The sequence below is a fragment of the Rhizobium sp. CF080 genome (genome assembly GCF_000282095.2).
In the GTDB taxonomy this organism is placed as follows: Bacteria; Pseudomonadota; Alphaproteobacteria; order Rhizobiales; family Rhizobiaceae; genus Neorhizobium.
Window position 1 is genome coordinate 204,983 of sequence record NZ_AKKC02000002.1, and the last position, 13,889, is coordinate 218,871.

13 protein-coding genes, 1 tRNA gene and 1 riboswitch are annotated in these 13,889 nt (G+C 61.7%); of the genes, 5 read left to right on the forward strand and 9 right to left on the reverse strand.

Annotation, left to right across the window (positions count from 1 at the left end):
- Window positions 1-33: 33 nt before the first annotated feature.
- Window positions 34-1,764, forward strand: a complete 1,731-nt coding sequence (locus tag PMI07_RS02150) for an ABC transporter substrate-binding protein (RefSeq protein WP_007755237.1) — start codon at window positions 34-36, stop codon at window positions 1,762-1,764.
- 96 nt (window positions 1,765-1,860) lie between these two features.
- On the opposite strand, the gene PMI07_RS02155 is transcribed toward PMI07_RS02150, so the two are convergent.
- From PMI07_RS02155 to PMI07_RS02165, 3 genes are all read right to left on the reverse strand, one after another.
- Window positions 1,861-3,270: an aspartate aminotransferase family protein gene (locus tag PMI07_RS02155; protein ID WP_007755240.1), complete on the reverse strand. Its 1,410-nt coding sequence runs from the start codon at window positions 3,268-3,270 to the stop codon at window positions 1,861-1,863.
- A 170-nt stretch (window positions 3,271-3,440) separates the two neighbouring features.
- Window positions 3,441-3,514, reverse strand: a tRNA-Gly gene (locus PMI07_RS02160).
- A gap of 53 nt (window positions 3,515-3,567) precedes the next feature.
- Window positions 3,568-4,662, reverse strand: coding sequence for a 2'-deoxycytidine 5'-triphosphate deaminase (locus PMI07_RS02165; protein ID WP_007755243.1), 1,095 nt, complete (start codon window positions 4,660-4,662; stop codon window positions 3,568-3,570).
- Window positions 4,663-4,735: 73 nt separating this feature from the next.
- A riboswitch (SAM riboswitch) is annotated at window positions 4,736-4,814 on the forward strand.
- A gap of 44 nt (window positions 4,815-4,858) precedes the next feature.
- Between PMI07_RS02165 and PMI07_RS02170 the strand changes: the two genes are divergently transcribed.
- Window positions 4,859-6,043, forward strand: coding sequence for an O-succinylhomoserine sulfhydrylase (locus tag PMI07_RS02170; protein WP_007755246.1), 1,185 nt, complete (start codon window positions 4,859-4,861; stop codon window positions 6,041-6,043).
- 160 nt (window positions 6,044-6,203) lie between these two features.
- Complete coding sequence (apaG, locus tag PMI07_RS02175) at window positions 6,204-6,596, forward strand: Co2+/Mg2+ efflux protein ApaG (protein ID WP_007755249.1); 393 nt, start codon at window positions 6,204-6,206, stop codon at window positions 6,594-6,596.
- Window positions 6,597-6,634: 38 nt separating this feature from the next.
- On the opposite strand, the gene PMI07_RS02180 is transcribed toward apaG, so the two are convergent.
- The 3 genes from PMI07_RS02180 to PMI07_RS02190 all read right to left on the reverse strand — a co-directional run bounded on the left by PMI07_RS02180 (window position 6,635) and on the right by PMI07_RS02190 (window position 10,010).
- Complete coding sequence (locus PMI07_RS02180; RefSeq protein ID WP_024163494.1) at window positions 6,635-7,624, reverse strand: Hsp33 family molecular chaperone; 990 nt, start codon at window positions 7,622-7,624, stop codon at window positions 6,635-6,637.
- 217 nt (window positions 7,625-7,841) lie between these two features.
- Window positions 7,842-8,759, reverse strand: a complete 918-nt coding sequence (argF, locus tag PMI07_RS02185) for an ornithine carbamoyltransferase (protein WP_007772228.1) — start codon at window positions 8,757-8,759, stop codon at window positions 7,842-7,844.
- A gap of 54 nt (window positions 8,760-8,813) precedes the next feature.
- Window positions 8,814-10,010 carry an aspartate aminotransferase family protein gene (locus tag PMI07_RS02190; protein ID WP_007772230.1) on the reverse strand — a complete coding sequence of 399 codons (1,197 nt, stop codon included), beginning with the start codon at window positions 10,008-10,010 and terminating at the stop codon, window positions 8,814-8,816.
- 405 nt (window positions 10,011-10,415) lie between these two features.
- Between PMI07_RS02190 and PMI07_RS02195 the strand changes: the two genes are divergently transcribed.
- Together PMI07_RS02195 and PMI07_RS02200 are read left to right on the forward strand one after the other, a co-directional pair.
- A complete protein-coding gene (locus tag PMI07_RS02195; RefSeq protein WP_007772232.1) occupies window positions 10,416-10,952 on the forward strand; it encodes a GcrA family cell cycle regulator in 537 nt (178 codons plus the stop codon).
- A gap of 189 nt (window positions 10,953-11,141) precedes the next feature.
- Window positions 11,142-11,579 carry a PACE efflux transporter gene (locus PMI07_RS02200; protein WP_007772234.1) on the forward strand — a complete coding sequence of 146 codons (438 nt, stop codon included), beginning with the start codon at window positions 11,142-11,144 and terminating at the stop codon, window positions 11,577-11,579.
- A gap of 10 nt (window positions 11,580-11,589) precedes the next feature.
- Here the strand turns inward: PMI07_RS02200 and phoB are convergent, their stop codons facing one another.
- Genes phoB through pstB form a run of 3 tightly spaced genes read right to left on the reverse strand, consistent with a single transcriptional unit; the run spans window position 11,590 to window position 13,880 of the window.
- Window positions 11,590-12,273 (reverse strand): phosphate regulon transcriptional regulator PhoB, encoded by a 684-nt coding sequence (gene phoB, locus PMI07_RS02205; protein WP_024163495.1) that lies wholly within the window; start codon window positions 12,271-12,273, stop codon window positions 11,590-11,592.
- A 32-nt stretch (window positions 12,274-12,305) separates the two neighbouring features.
- Window positions 12,306-13,019 carry a phosphate signaling complex protein PhoU gene (phoU, locus tag PMI07_RS02210; protein WP_007764324.1) on the reverse strand — a complete coding sequence of 238 codons (714 nt, stop codon included), beginning with the start codon at window positions 13,017-13,019 and terminating at the stop codon, window positions 12,306-12,308.
- A 45-nt stretch (window positions 13,020-13,064) separates the two neighbouring features.
- Complete coding sequence (pstB, locus tag PMI07_RS02215) at window positions 13,065-13,880, reverse strand: phosphate ABC transporter ATP-binding protein PstB (protein WP_007764322.1); 816 nt, start codon at window positions 13,878-13,880, stop codon at window positions 13,065-13,067.
- Window positions 13,881-13,889: the final 9 nt, after the last annotated feature.

Genomic DNA, 13,889 nt, shown 5'->3' on the forward strand with positions numbered 1-13,889 from the left:
GAAATTGCAATCGCAAAACTCTGGGAGGATAAAATGCGACGGCATCTTATGACAACGACGGCAGCGGTGCTGCTGGCTCTGACCGGTTCCGCCTATGCCGGCATGGAGGAGGCAAAGCAATTCCTGGATAAGGAAGTCGGCGAACTCTCGACCCTTTCCCGCGCCGAGCAGGAAAAGGAGATGCAATGGTTCATCGATGCGGCAAAACCGCTTGCCGGACTGGATATCAAGGTCGTCTCCGAAACGATCACCACGCATGAATACGAATCGAAGGTCCTGGCGCCGGCCTTTGCTGCCATCACCGGCATCAAGGTCAGCCATGACCTGATCGGCGAAGGCGACGTCGTCGAAAAACTACAGACCCAGATGCAATCGGGCGAAAACATCTATGACGGCTATGTCAACGACTCCGACCTGATCGGCACCCATTGGCGTTATCAGCAGGCCCGTTCGCTCACCGACTGGATGGCGGGCGAAGGCAAGGACGTCACCAATCCCGGCCTCGATCTTCAGGACTTCATCGGCCTCAAGTTCACGACAGCACCGGACAAGAAGCTCTACCAGCTGCCGGACCAGCAGTTCGCCAACCTCTACTGGTTCCGTTACGACTGGTTCAACGACGAGAAGAACAAGGCCGATTTCAAGGCAAAATACGGCTACGATCTCGGTGTTCCGGTGAACTGGTCTGCCTATGAGGACATTGCCGCCTTCTTCACCGGCCGCGACGTCGGCGGCAAGAAGGTCTATGGCCACATGGACTACGGCAAGAAGGACCCCTCGCTCGGCTGGCGATTCACCGACGCGTGGCTGTCCATGGCCGGCAACGGCGACAAGGGCCTGCCGAACGGCCTGCCTGTCGACGAATGGGGCATCAAGGTCGATGAGAAATCCCGTCCGGTCGGCTCCTGCGTCGCGCGCGGCGGCGACACCAATGGCCCGGCGGCCGTCTATTCTATCCAGAAATATCTCGACTGGATGAAGGCCTATGCGCCGGCCGCCGCCCAGGGCATGACCTTCTCGGAATCCGGACCGGTGCCGGCTCAAGGCGAAATCGCCCAGCAGATGTTCATGTACACGGCTTTCACCGCCGACATGGTGAAGGCCGGCCTGCCTGTCATGAACCAGGACGGTACGCCAAAATGGCGTTTCGCACCGTCTCCACATGGGGTCTACTGGAAGGACGGCATGAAGCTCGGTTACCAGGACGTCGGCTCCTGGACGCTGATGAAGTCCACGCCCACCAACCGCGCCAAGGCGGCCTGGCTCTATGCCCAGTTCGTCACCTCGAAGACGGTGGACGTCAAGAAGAGCCATGTCGGCCTGACCTTGATCCGCGAGAGCACCATCCGGCACAAGAGCTTCACGGACCGCGCACCGAAACTCGGCGGCCTGATCGAGTTCTATCGTTCACCGGCCCGCGTCCAGTGGTCGCCGACCGGCACGAACGTTCCTGACTATCCGAAGCTCGCGCAGCTCTGGTGGCAGGCGATCGGCGATGCCTCCTCGGGCGCCAAGACGGCTCAGGCCGCCATGGACTCGCTTTGCTCAGAGCAGGAAAAGGTCCTGCAGCGCCTGGAACGTGCCAAGGTCCAGGGCGACATGGGACCGGCGCTCGCCGAGGAACGCGATCTCGCATACTGGAACAAGGACGCGGTCGCCAAGGGCAACCTCGCTCCCCAGCTCAAGGTCGCCAACGAGAAGGAAAAGCCCGTCACCGTCAACTACGACGAGCTCGTAAAGAGCTGGGCTGACGCCAAGAAGTAAGCCGGTTCGCCGGGCGCTCAAGGCGCCCGGCGGCCACCGACTGCCGGGTCGCCGTCGCCGACGCCTCTTGAGCCCGAATAGACCGCCTGCCGCAGCTCAGCTGGCCAACCGTTCCTTCCGGAACGCTGCCGACACCGTCTCCGCGGCCAGCATGGCCGTGTTCGCGTCAGTGCGGTAGTTGCTTACGGAGATTCGCATAACATCGATCCCTCTCCACTTGGCTCCAGTCACGAAGATCGTTCCCTCGCGCTGCAACCGCGCAATGGTTCTTCTCGTCATCTCGTTGGCATCGGTGGTCGAGAGATCCGAGCCGAAGCGGCAGATCACCTGATTCAGGTCGACGTCGTTCAGGATCTCGATCCCCGGTTCGCGCGACAGATGTTCGGCAATGATCCGCGCCGAGGAGCAGCAACCTTCGACGAGACGGGCGATGCCGTTTCGGCCGAGATGCTTCATCATTGCCCAGGTCGCAAAACCGCGTGCTCGTCTTGAAAGCTCCGGCACGTAGTGCGATGGATCTCGCTCCCCTTCCGCCGCAATGGGAAGGTAACTGGCAGCGATCGTCATGGCACGGCGGTGGGTCACTTCGTCCCTCACGATCGCATAGCCGCTGTCATAGGGGGTCTGGAGCCACTTGTGGCCGTCGGTGGCCCAGCTATCGGCCAGCTCCACTCCGGGACAAAGGTGCCGCGTCGACGGTGAAGCCTTTGCCCACAGGCCAAATGCGCCATCCACATGCACCCAGGCATCCCTGCTCCTGGCGACCGGGACAAGCTCGGTGAACGGATCAAAGGCCCCTGTATTGAGCTGTCCCGCCTGAAGGATGGCGATCATGGGGCCCTCGGCTTTATTGACCGCTTCCTCGAAATGCCTGGCAAGGATACGCCCCTGCGGATCGGTCGCTACCCTGACGACGCGGTCATGCCCAAGTCCCAGGAATTGCAAGGCCGAGAAAACGGTGGTGTGGGCATCGTCACCGATGACAACGGTAATCGGCGGCGCACCGAAAAGCCCGTCTGCATCGACATTCCAGCCGGCGCGGCGAAGCACTTCGCCTCTCGCGGCGGCCAGACAGCTGAAGTTGGCGACAGTCGCTCCCGTCACAAAGCCCACGGAAGATTGCGCAGGTAGGCCCAGAACATCCAAGAGCCACGTGGCTGCGACCTTCTCGAAAGACGCGGCTGCCGGAGACGCGGTATGATTGCCGGCATTCTGCCCCCAGGCGCTCGTGAGGAAATCGGCCGCCACGCCCATCGGATGCGAGCCGCCGATCACCCAGCCGAAGAAACTCGGCCCGGTCATTCGGTGGAGCCCCGGCTCTGCCTTTTCCACGAGATGTCGAAGAACGTTCTCCATCGCCAAAGTTTCCTCCTGGAGATCTTCGGCGAGCGTCGCCAGGCATTCCTGGTACTGCAATTGCGGGCGGTGGAGCCGAGGCTCGGCCTGGCGGTAGTCGGCGGCCAGGCGCGCTGCCTGCGCGAAAAGCGTGTCTATGCCCTCAGCCATGGACGGTGCCTCCCTATCATCGCGATCGCGATGGCGGCTCGTGGTGCATGCTGGTTCTAATTATTGGAACTCTCTGCGGCAGCTTACCATAATATGGGCAGTTCCCTAACCCCAAGCTCCATCATCAAATGATGGAGGCAATGACTGTCGCGTTCAGGCAGACGGGTAGCTGGAGCGGGTGAAGGGAATCGAACCCTCGTATTCAGCTTGGGAAGCTGCTGCTCTACCATTGAGCTACACCCGCGTCGGTCCGCAGACTTCCAACAGACGGCATCGCCTGTCAAGCCGGAGGTGGTGTCAGACGCGAAAATGCTTGGACAGTTTCAGGCCCTGGGCCTGGTAATTAGAGCCGAGGCCGGCGCCGTACATGCCTTCGGGTTTTTCCAGCATATGTTCATAGACCAGACGGCCGACGATCTGGCCGTCTTCGAGGATGAAGGGCACTTCGTGGCTACGCACCTCGAGCACCGCACGGCTTCCGCGTCCGCCCGCCGCCTCATGGCCGAAGCCCGGATCGAAGAAACCGGCATAATGGACGCGGAACTCGCCAACCAGCGGATCGAAGGGCGTCATCTCGGCTGCATACAGCGGCGGCACATGCACCGCCTCGCGGGAGACAAGGATATAAAACTCGTCGGGATCGAGGATCAGTTCGTTGCGGCCGCGGCTGTAAAGCGGCTCCCAGAAGTCGAAGATGTCGTGTTGGGCCTTCTTGTCGACATCGACGACGGCCGTATGGTGCTTGCCGCGATAGCCGATCAGGCCGACGCTATCGCCGGACAGGTCGATCGACAGGGCGATGCCGCCACCCGAGACATTCGGCTTGGCGGATGCGACCAGGGTTTCGTCGTTATGGAGTTGCAGAAGGTCCGGCTCGCCAAGCAGCGCGTTGCCGACGCGGAAGCGGATCTGCGACAGACGCGAACCGCGGCGCACGACGATCGGGAAAGTACGCGGCGAGATTTCAAGGTAGAGCGGACCGGAGTACCCTGCAGGAATCTTGTCGAACTCCTGTGCGTAATCGGTAATGACGCGGGTAAAGATATCAAGCCGGCCGGTGGAGCTTTTCGGATTGGCGGAAGCAGACATGTTGGCCGGCAGGTCGAGCCGTTCCATCAGCGGCACGATGTAGACGCAGCCGGTTTCGAGCACGGCGGCTTCCGAGAGGTCGATCACGTGCAGCTTGAGGCGATCGAGCTTGTCGGAGACGAGGCTCGTCGGGCCCGGCATGAAGCTGGCGCGGACGCGAAAAGCCTTGGCGCCGAGGCGCAGGTCGAGGCTTGCAGGCTGGATCTGGTCCAGATCGAGCTCGCGCTCGGAGATCAGCCGTCCACTGTCGAAAAGCGCCGCGATTGCGCGGTCCGCCAAAATTCCTGTTTCGCGAGCCATCATGTCTCTCTCAAGTTTTCGAGGCGACAAAACCAAATGCGAGCCATTGACGCAAGCGGGGCGTGGCGCTATGCCACTCTTATCCCGTGGTGATTTGGCCGGTCGGCTTGCAGCCACGTTAAATAAGTGGCTAAAAAGACCGGGTGCGAAACCGGTCTGCTTATGCGACCGGTTTTTTTGTTCTGAATGGGGAACACGCATGACTAACAAATGGCGCCCGGCAACTCAGCTCGTACACGGCGGCACGTTGCGCTCGCAATATGGCGAAACCTCGGAAGCGATCTTCCTGACGCAAGGGTTCGTTTATGATACGTCCGAAGCGGCGGAAGCCCGCTTCAAGGGCGAGACCGACGGTTTCATCTACGCCCGTTACGGCAGCCCCACCAACGACATGTTCGAAAAGCGCATGTGCATGCTGGAAGGCGCCGAGGACGCCCGCGCCACCGCATCCGGCATGGCCGCCGTCACCGCCGCGATCCTCTGCCAGCTGAAGGCCGGCGACCATATCGTCGCGGCCCGCGCCCTGTTCGGCTCCTGCCGCTGGGTGGTCGAGACGCTCGCTCCGAAATACGGCATCGAATGCACGCTGGTCGATGGCCGCTTCCTGGAAAACTGGGAAAAGGCGATCACCCCGAAGACCAAGGTGTTCTTCCTGGAAAGCCCGACCAACCCGACGCTTGAAGTGGTCGACATTGCCGGCGTCGCCAAGCTCGCCAACCAGATCGGCGCCAAGGTCGTGGTCGACAACGTGTTCGCCACGCCGCTCTTCCAGAAGCCGCTGGAGCTCGGCGCCCATATCGTCGTCTATTCGGCGACCAAGCATATCGACGGCCAGGGCCGCTGCCTCGGCGGCGTCGTGCTGTCCGACAAGGCCTGGATCGACGAGAACCTGCACGACTATTTCCGCCATACCGGCCCGGCGATGTCGCCGTTCAACGCCTGGACGCTGCTGAAGGGCATCGAGACCCTGCCGCTGCGCGTCAAGCAGCAGACGGAAAGTGCCTCTAAGATCGCCGACTTCCTCGCCGAGCAGAGCCAAGTCGCGCGGGTCATCTATCCCGGACGCAAGGACCATCCTCAGGCCGATATCATCGCCCGGCAGATGAAGGCCGGCTCGACGCTGGTCTGCTTCGAGCTGAAGGGCGGCAAGGAGGCGGCCTTCAAGCTGCAGAACGCGCTGGAGATCGTCCGGATCTCCAACAATCTCGGCGACGCCAAGAGCCTGATCACCCATCCGGCGACCACGACGCACAAGAACCTGACGGATGAGGCCCGTGCCGAACTCGGCATCTCGCCCGGCACAGTGCGCCTGTCGGCCGGCATCGAGGATACCGATGACCTGATCGAGGATTTCGCCCAGGCGCTGTCCAAGGCAGGCATGTAAGCCTTTGTTTTCCGGGATGGTGGATAGGCCACGAAATTCACCATCCCGGTTATCCTTAACTTCAACAAATGCTCACACTCGGCCGTTCAAACCGCGAGAATTCTTGACCTTGCGGTCCCCCTGTACAATATCGAAGCAGTGAGCGTTGTTGAGGTGTCGCATGTATCGCGCCCGGACAAGAGATATAGATGTCGCCGTCGAGCCCTACTATCTGGAGGAGCAATCCAACCCGGAAGAGAGCCGCTATGTGTGGGGATATCGCATCGTCATCGAGAACCATTCGACGCTTACCGTGCAGCTCGTGCATCGCTACTGGCACATTACCGACCAGAACGGCATCGTCGATGAAGTGGACGGGCCGGGGGTCGTCGGCGAGCAGCCGCGGCTGAAGCCCGGCGACAGTTACGAATATTCCTCCGGCTGTCCGCTGGACACACCATCCGGCCTGATGTTCGGCCATTACGACATGCAGACCGATGACGGCGAAACCTTCGAGGTGACGATTCCGGCCTTCTCGCTGGATTCACCGGGCCTGATGCGCATCCTCAACTAGACCGCACCTGCATCGACCTTACGAACGGATTTCTTTGGTTAGGCCGCTGCAAATTCGTCCGTCTTGTAGCGATAGGTGGTCGAGCAGAATTCGCAGGTGACGGCAATCTCGCCATCTTCCTCGCTTGCCTCGATCTCCTCGGCGCTGAAGCCCGAGAGAACGCCCTTGATCTTGTCGCGCGAGCAGCTGCAGCGATCGAATACCGGGTGCGGTGTGTAGACCCGGACGCCGCGCTCGTGGAAGAGGCGGAACAGCAGCCGCTCTATCGCGACCTGCGGGTCGGTCAGTTCGTCGGTGTCGATCGTCTCCACGAGCGTGCGGGCTTCGGCCCAGGCATCGTCAGAGGCCAAATCGATATCGCGCTCATCGCCATCGCCGCCATGCAGGTCCGGCTGGCGCATGCGCTCGGGCGCCTGCGGCAGGAACTGCGCGACCAGCCCGCCGGCCCGCCAGTTGTGGCGCGGCTTGCCGTCGGCATCGCGATCGAAGAGCTCGGCGACGCCGAGGCGAACCTTGGTCGGGATCTGTTCCGACTGGCGGAAATAGACGCCGGCGATCTCCTCGAGCGAGGAGCCGTCGAGCGGCACGATGCCCTGATAGGGCTGCATGCCGCGGCCCTGGTCAATGGTGAAGGCCAGCACGCCCTGACCGAGAAGTTCGGCCGGCGAGGTCCTGCCTTCCCGGACCGCCGTAGCCAGGGCTTCCTCATCGTAACGGGCATAGGCGCGAAGACTGTCGGGCGTCGAGAAATCCGCAACCAGGAGATCGACGGGGCCGTCGCCCTTGGTCTGCACCGTGAACTTGCCGTCGAATTTCAGCGAGGTGCCGAGCAGGGCCGTCAGCACGATCGCTTCGGCAAGCAGCCGCGCGACCGGCCCGGGATATTCGTGACGGCCGAGGATGGAGTTTAACAGGGGGCCGAGCTGGACCGCACGGCCGCGCACGTCGAGACCCTCCACCTGGAAGGGAACAACCCGGTCGTCTCCGGCAAAGTCGAGTTCGTTGAGTTCCACAGTCGCTTCCGCCATGACTTCACTCCTTCGCGCCGACCCAAAAACCTTTACACAAGCGCCAGCCCGAGCGGAACCGCCGGCCGGAGGAAAAGACGTCGACGATGTGTGTTGGAACGCCAGTCCAGAGGACGGCGTATTGTTGAAAGCCGAGAGATGGGGGATTGCGGGGCGGAAATCAAGGCTCGATCGCCGCCGCCGGTTCTCCGCGTCCGCGCACCAGGGACGTTGGCGCTCAGACGGCGCCGAAGCACCAGGCGAGAATGGATTTCTGCGCGTGCAGGCGATTTTCGGCTTCGTCGAAGACGACCGACTGCGGACCGTCAATCACCTCGTCGGTCACTTCCTCGCCGCGATGGGCTGGCAGGCAGTGCATGAACACCGCCTCCTTGTCGGCCCGCTTCATCAGGTCCGCATTGACCTGGAAGGGCTGGAAGACGTTGTGGCCGCGCGCCTTGTGCTCCTGGTTCATGGAGACCCAGGTATCGGTGACGACGCAATCGGCGCCGGCGACCGCGCGCTCGGCGTCATGGCAGAGCATGATGTTGCCGCCATTGTTGCGCGCCCAGTTGAGGAACTTGTCGTGCGGCTCGGAGCCCATCGGCACGGCCATGTTCATGCGGTAGCCGAAACGCGCGGCACCCTCCACGAAGGAATGCAGGACGTTGTTGCCGTCGCCGGTCCAGGCGATCGTCTTGCCGGCGATCGGGCCGCGATGCTCCTCGTAGGTCATGATGTCCGCCATGATCTGGCAGGGATGCGTGTCGTCCGTCAGCGCGTTGATGACCGGCACTGTCGCGTGCTCGGCAAGTTCCAGCATGCGGGCATGGTCCGTGGTGCGGATCATGATGGCATCGACATAACGCGACAGAACCTTTGCAGTGTCGCCGATCGTCTCGGCGCGGCCGAGCTGCATTTCGGTGCCCGACAGGAACAGCGTCTCGCCGCCGAGCTGGCGCATGCCGACATCGAAGGAGACGCGGGTGCGGGTGGAGGGTTTTTCGAAGATCATCGCCAGCATCTTGCCAGCGAGCGGCTTTTCCGCCGTGCCCGCCTTGGTGGCCTGCTTACGGATCTTCGCGTCGTCGAGGATCGCCCTGAGGTCTGCCGAGGAAACGACGGAGAGATCGAGAAAATGCTTCGGAGATGCCATTTGATGTTCCCTGTGAAGAGGGAAACCTACAACGGCGTCCCCCTTTTTGCCCGCTCAGGCCGATTTCTTCATCTCGGATGCGGAAAGCTCTTCCGCCGCCTTCTCGATGCGGGCAAGCCCTTCGCGCGCTTCCTCCGCCGTCACTGTGAGCGGTGGCAGGAGACGCACCACGTTGTCGCCGGCCGGAACGGCAAGCATATGTTCGCCGCGCATGGCGGCAACCAGATCACCCGCGGGCACTTTCGCCTTCATGCCGAGCAGCAGGCCTTCGCCACGGATGTCCTCGATGACATTTGGGAAACGGTCCTTGAGGCTGGCGAGCCCCTGGCGCAAAACAAGGGCGATGTCGCGGACGTTTTCAAGGAAACCGTCACCCAGGATCACGTCGAGCACCGCATTGCCGACCGCCATGGCCAGCGGATTGCCGCCATAGGTCGTGCCGTGAGTGCCGGCCGTCATGCCCGAGGCTGCTTCCGCGGTCGCAAGGCAGGCGCCGAGCGGGAAACCGCCGCCGATACCCTTGGCGAGCGCCATGATGTCCGGCGTCACGCCCGTCCATTCATAAGCGAACAGCTTGCCGGTACGGCCGACGCCGGTCTGGACCTCGTCGAAGATCAGGAGCAGACCATTGTCGTCGCAGATCTGGCGCAGCGCAGCCAAGAATTCCTTCGGAACCGGCCGGATACCGCCTTCGCCCTGGATCGGCTCGATGAGGATCGCTGCCGTCTTTTCGGTTATCGCAGCCTTCAGGGCGTCCATGTCGCCGAACGGTACCTGGTCGAAACCTTCGACCTTCGGCCCGAAACCTTCGAGATATTTCGCCTGGCCGCCGGCTGCGATGGTCGCAAGGGTACGGCCATGGAAGGCACCTTCGAAGGTGACGATGTGGAAGCGCTCCGGATGGCCTTTCACGAACTGATAGCGGCGCGCCGTCTTTATGGCGCATTCCAGCGCCTCGGCGCCGGAATTGGTGAAGAACACCTTGTCCGCGAAAGAGTTGTCGGCGAGACGACGCGATAGCGTCTCCTGGCCCGGCTGTTCGAAAAGGTTGGACGTGTGCCAGACCTTGTCGGCCTGCGCCTTCAGCGCGCCGACGAGATGCGGGTGGGCATAACCGAGCGAATTGACGGCGATGCCGGAACCAAAGTCGAGATATCGCTCTCCACTTTCCGTCACAAGCCATACGCCCTCGCCGCGCTCGAAGCGCAGCGGAGCCCGGGCAAACGTGTCGAAAAGCGCGGCTTCAGCCATGGCGACATCACTCCTCTAGGCAGTCAAAAGGCCCACAAAACGGGCCGGAAAAATCAAAAATGCCGCCCACTGGGCGGCGGAGGCACTATCGGGGTTTAGGCCCTCAATGTCAACAAAGCTCGGCATTTTAGGCGAGTTTGGGCCGCCAAGTGGCAGGCGCCGGCTTATGTGACAAAAATGACTCTCCGTGACAGCAAGTTGGGGAAAACCACGAAATCGATTCCCGCAGATTCTTCCGACTCTTGCCACGGAGTCAGCCTCACACTAGGTTAAAGATCAATTACTAGACTGCATGCGGCGGAACTAGTCACCTCAAGCATAGATATAGTGGGTGCTGCGAAATGATTTCGCAGCAAAGGTGGAAGGATTCTGCATGCCAGCAACGTTCAAAGGCGGAGAACGGGCATGAACTGGACAGACGAGCGTGTCGAGAAGCTCAAAAGATTGTGGTCGGAGGGCCTGAGTGCCAGCCAGATCGCAGCACAACTCGGAGGCGTAAGCCGAAATGCCGTGATCGGCAAGGTGCATCGTCTCAGCCTGCCAGGCCGGGCGAAAGCCGGCGGCACGGTAGCAACCGGCCGTGCATCGGCGGCCAAGCGTACGACATCGGCGCCGCGGGCTCCGAACTATGCATCGCGCGTCACGACCCGGACCGTTACTCGGGCCGTCGGCGCGACGATGGTGAAGGAAGAAGTCGAGATCGAACCCTATCAGGAGATGGAATATCGTCCCGCCTCCAACGTGGTGGTGCCGATTTCCCGTCGCCTCGCATTGACCGAACTTACCGAGCGCACCTGCAAGTGGCCGGTCGGTGATCCGCTCAAGGAAGACTTCCACTTCTGCGGCTGTGAATCCCCGGATGCCTCGCCCTATTGCGGTTATCACGCAAAGCTCGCTTACCAGCCGGTCAACGAGCGCCGCAAGGTTGCAGCTCGGGTCTGAGCGGCCGCGCCGACACGAGGGCAAGATCGAAGGCGGGCTTAAGGCCCGCTTTTTTGTTGCGCATGGCAGGTATGCCGGTAGAGCCTTGCTCCAGAGCCACAACCCGCCTATTTTGGAGACAGCGAGGACGACCTCCCCCATTCGGGCAGAAACTCCGGGACGGCCCGGAAAGCACCCCAGGAGGTCATCATGCGCTCGACACGCGACCGTATCCGCCATGCCATCAGCTTCGAACTGATCGGGCTCGCTCTCATCACACCGCTCGGCTCTTTGGCCTTCGGCATGCCAGCCGCCGATATCGGTGTGGTCGGCATCGGCAGCGCGACGATCGCCACCGGATGGAACTATCTCTACAATCTCGGCTTCGATCACCTGATGCAGCGCTTCACCGGCGGCACGCAGAAAAACACCGCGATACGCGTAGCGCATGCGGTGCTGTTCGAGCTTGGTCTGCTGATCGCGCTTCTGCCGCTGATCGCCTGGTATCTCGACATCAGCCTCATCCATGCGCTGACGATGGATGTCTCGTTCGCGGTCTTTTACGTGGTCTATGCCTTCGTATTCAACTGGGCCTATGACCGGATCTTCCCGCTGCCGGAATGGCAACGGCAGACCGAGGCGGCTTAAAGCCGCCTCCTCAGGATTCCATCGAGTAACCCGCGCCGCGGACGGTGCGGATGACATCCTGCATGTTGGAGAAGTTGAGCGCCTTCCTGAGGCGCCCGACATGCACGTCGACGGTACGCTCGTCGACATAGATGTCGTGACCCCAGACGCCGTCCAGAAGCTGCGAACGCGAAAAGACGCGGCCGGGCGAGGCCATCAGGAATTCCAGAAGGCGGAATTCGGTCGGGCCCAGGCGCACTTCGCGGCTCTTGCGGTGAACGCGATGGGTTTCCCGGTCGAGTTCGATATCGCCGCAGCGGAGCACGCTGGAGAGCACTTCGGGGCGGGCACGGCGGAGCATCGCCTTGACGCGGGCCATCAGTTCCGGCGTCGAGAACGGCTTCACCACATAGTCGTCGGCACCGGTGGCGAGGCCGCGAACACGTTCGCTCTCCTCGCCGCGGGCCGTCAGCATGATGATCGGCAGGCGCTCCGTTTCCGAGCGCATGCGCAGCCGGCGGCAGAGTTCGATGCCGGAAACACCGGGCAGCATCCAGTCGAGTATCAGAAGATCCGGCGTACGCTCCTGAAGCCGGATCTCGGCTTCATCCCCCCGCAAGATCGTCTCGACCTCATAACCTTCCGCTTCGAGATTGTAGCGAAGAAGCACGCTGAGTGCTTCTTCGTCCTCCACCACCGCGATTTTAGGCAGCATTTCAGCTCTGCTCCGTCAGCATTCCATCATCATTATTCGGTGATCGCGCCGAGCGTGTTCGACGAGTCGTCCTTCGGACGATCGCCTTCCGGCTGGGCGCCTGTCGTCATGTAGTAGATGGTCTCGGCGATGTTGGTGGCGTGGTCGCCGATACGCTCGATGTTCTTGGCGCAGAACAGGAGGTGCGTGCAGGTGGTGATGTTGCGCGGATCCTCCATCATATAGGTGAGGAGTTCGCGGAACAGCGAGGTGTACATTGCGTCGATTTCCTCGTCGCGGATGCGGATCGCCTCGGCCTTTTCCGCCGAACGCGTCGCATAGACGTCGAGGACGTCCTTGAGCTGCACGAGGGCGAGATCGGAGAGATGTTCGAGGCCGCGGGCGAGCTTGCGCGGAACGCCGGTGCCCTGAACCGCGATGACGCGCTTGGCGGTGTTCTTGCCAAGGTCGCCGACGCGCTCCAGATCGGAGGCGATGCGCAGCGAACCGACGATCTCGCGAAGGTCGGCTGCCACGGGCTGGCGGCGGGCGATCGTGATGATCGCCTTGTCGCCGATCTCGCGCTCGGCGTGATCGAGGATCACGTCATCGGAGATGACCTTCTGCGCGAGTGCGGCGTCGGAGTTGACCAGCGCCCGCACGGCGTCCGAGCACATCTGCTCGGCGAGGCCGCCCATTTCGGAAATGCGGCGGCTCAGGTATTTCAGTTCGTCGTCATAAGCCGACAGGATATGGGTCGATGCCATCTTCTAGTCCTCAAAATTGATTTTCAGGCGGCACAGTCGGCTGGATCAGCCGAAACGGCCCATGATGTAATCCTGTGTGCGCTGGTCGTCGGGGTTGGTGAACATCTTGTCAGTATCGTTCTCCTCGACGAGCTGGCCGAGATGGAACATGGCGGTGCGCTGCGACACGCGGGCGGCCTGCTGCATCGAGTGCGTCACGATGACGATCGTGTAGTTGGCACGCAACTCGTGGATGAGTTCTTCAACCTTGGCGGTCGCGATCGGGTCGAGAGCCGAACAGGGTTCGTCCATCAGGATGACTTCCGGCGACACGGCGATCGCGCGGGCAATGCACAGACGCTGCTGCTGACCGCCGGAGAGACCGGTGCCGGATTCATGCAGGCGATCCTTGACTTCACCCCAGAGGCCGGCGCGCTGCAGGCTCGCCTCGACGATCTGGTCCATGTCGGCCTTGTTCTTGGAAAGACCGTGGATGCGCGGACCGTAGGAAATGTTCTCGTAGATGGTCTTCGGGAACGGGTTCGGCTTCTGGAAGACCATGCCAACACGGGCGCGAAGTTCCACGACGTCGATCGCCTGGTCGTAGATATCGTCCGTGTCGAGGGTGATCTTGCCGGTGACGCGGCAGTGCTCGATCGTGTCGTTCATACGGTTGAGGCAACGCAGGAAGGTGGACTTGCCGCAACCGGAAGGACCGATGAGAGCTGTCACAGTGTTTTCGCGAACGTTGAGGTTCACGTCGAAAAGCGCACGCTTCTCGCCGTAATACACCGAAACGTCCTTGCCGATCATCTTGTGGGAAGCATCGCTCATCTTTTGGTCCAGCGCCTTTTCAACTGCTGATTCTGACATCATATTCATTGTCATACT

Bases quoted from the DNA above. Each gene is read 5' to 3' on its own strand.
- PMI07_RS02150 (WP_007755237.1), top strand. From the start codon at position 34: ATGCGACGGCATCTTATGACAACGACGGCAGCGGTGCTGCTGGCTCTG.
- PMI07_RS02155 (WP_007755240.1), bottom strand. From the start codon at position 3,270: ATGGCTGAGGGCATAGACACGCTTTTCGCGCAGGCAGCGCGCCTGGCC.
- PMI07_RS02165 (WP_007755243.1), bottom strand. From the start codon at position 4,662: ATGATGGCTCGCGAAACAGGAATTTTGGCGGACCGCGCAATCGCGGCG.
- PMI07_RS02170 (WP_007755246.1), top strand. From the start codon at position 4,859: ATGACTAACAAATGGCGCCCGGCAACTCAGCTCGTACACGGCGGCACG.
- apaG (WP_007755249.1), top strand. From the start codon at position 6,204: ATGTATCGCGCCCGGACAAGAGATATAGATGTCGCCGTCGAGCCCTAC.
- PMI07_RS02180 (WP_024163494.1), bottom strand. From the start codon at position 7,624: ATGGCGGAAGCGACTGTGGAACTCAACGAACTCGACTTTGCCGGAGAC.
- argF (WP_007772228.1), bottom strand. From the start codon at position 8,759: ATGGCATCTCCGAAGCATTTTCTCGATCTCTCCGTCGTTTCCTCGGCA.
- PMI07_RS02190 (WP_007772230.1), bottom strand. From the start codon at position 10,010: ATGGCTGAAGCCGCGCTTTTCGACACGTTTGCCCGGGCTCCGCTGCGC.
- PMI07_RS02195 (WP_007772232.1), top strand. From the start codon at position 10,416: ATGAACTGGACAGACGAGCGTGTCGAGAAGCTCAAAAGATTGTGGTCG.
- PMI07_RS02200 (WP_007772234.1), top strand. From the start codon at position 11,142: ATGCGCTCGACACGCGACCGTATCCGCCATGCCATCAGCTTCGAACTG.
- phoB (WP_024163495.1), bottom strand. From the start codon at position 12,273: ATGCTGCCTAAAATCGCGGTGGTGGAGGACGAAGAAGCACTCAGCGTG.
- phoU (WP_007764324.1), bottom strand. From the start codon at position 13,019: ATGGCATCGACCCATATCCTGTCGGCTTATGACGACGAACTGAAATAC.
- pstB (WP_007764322.1), bottom strand. From the start codon at position 13,880: ATGAATATGATGTCAGAATCAGCAGTTGAAAAGGCGCTGGACCAAAAG.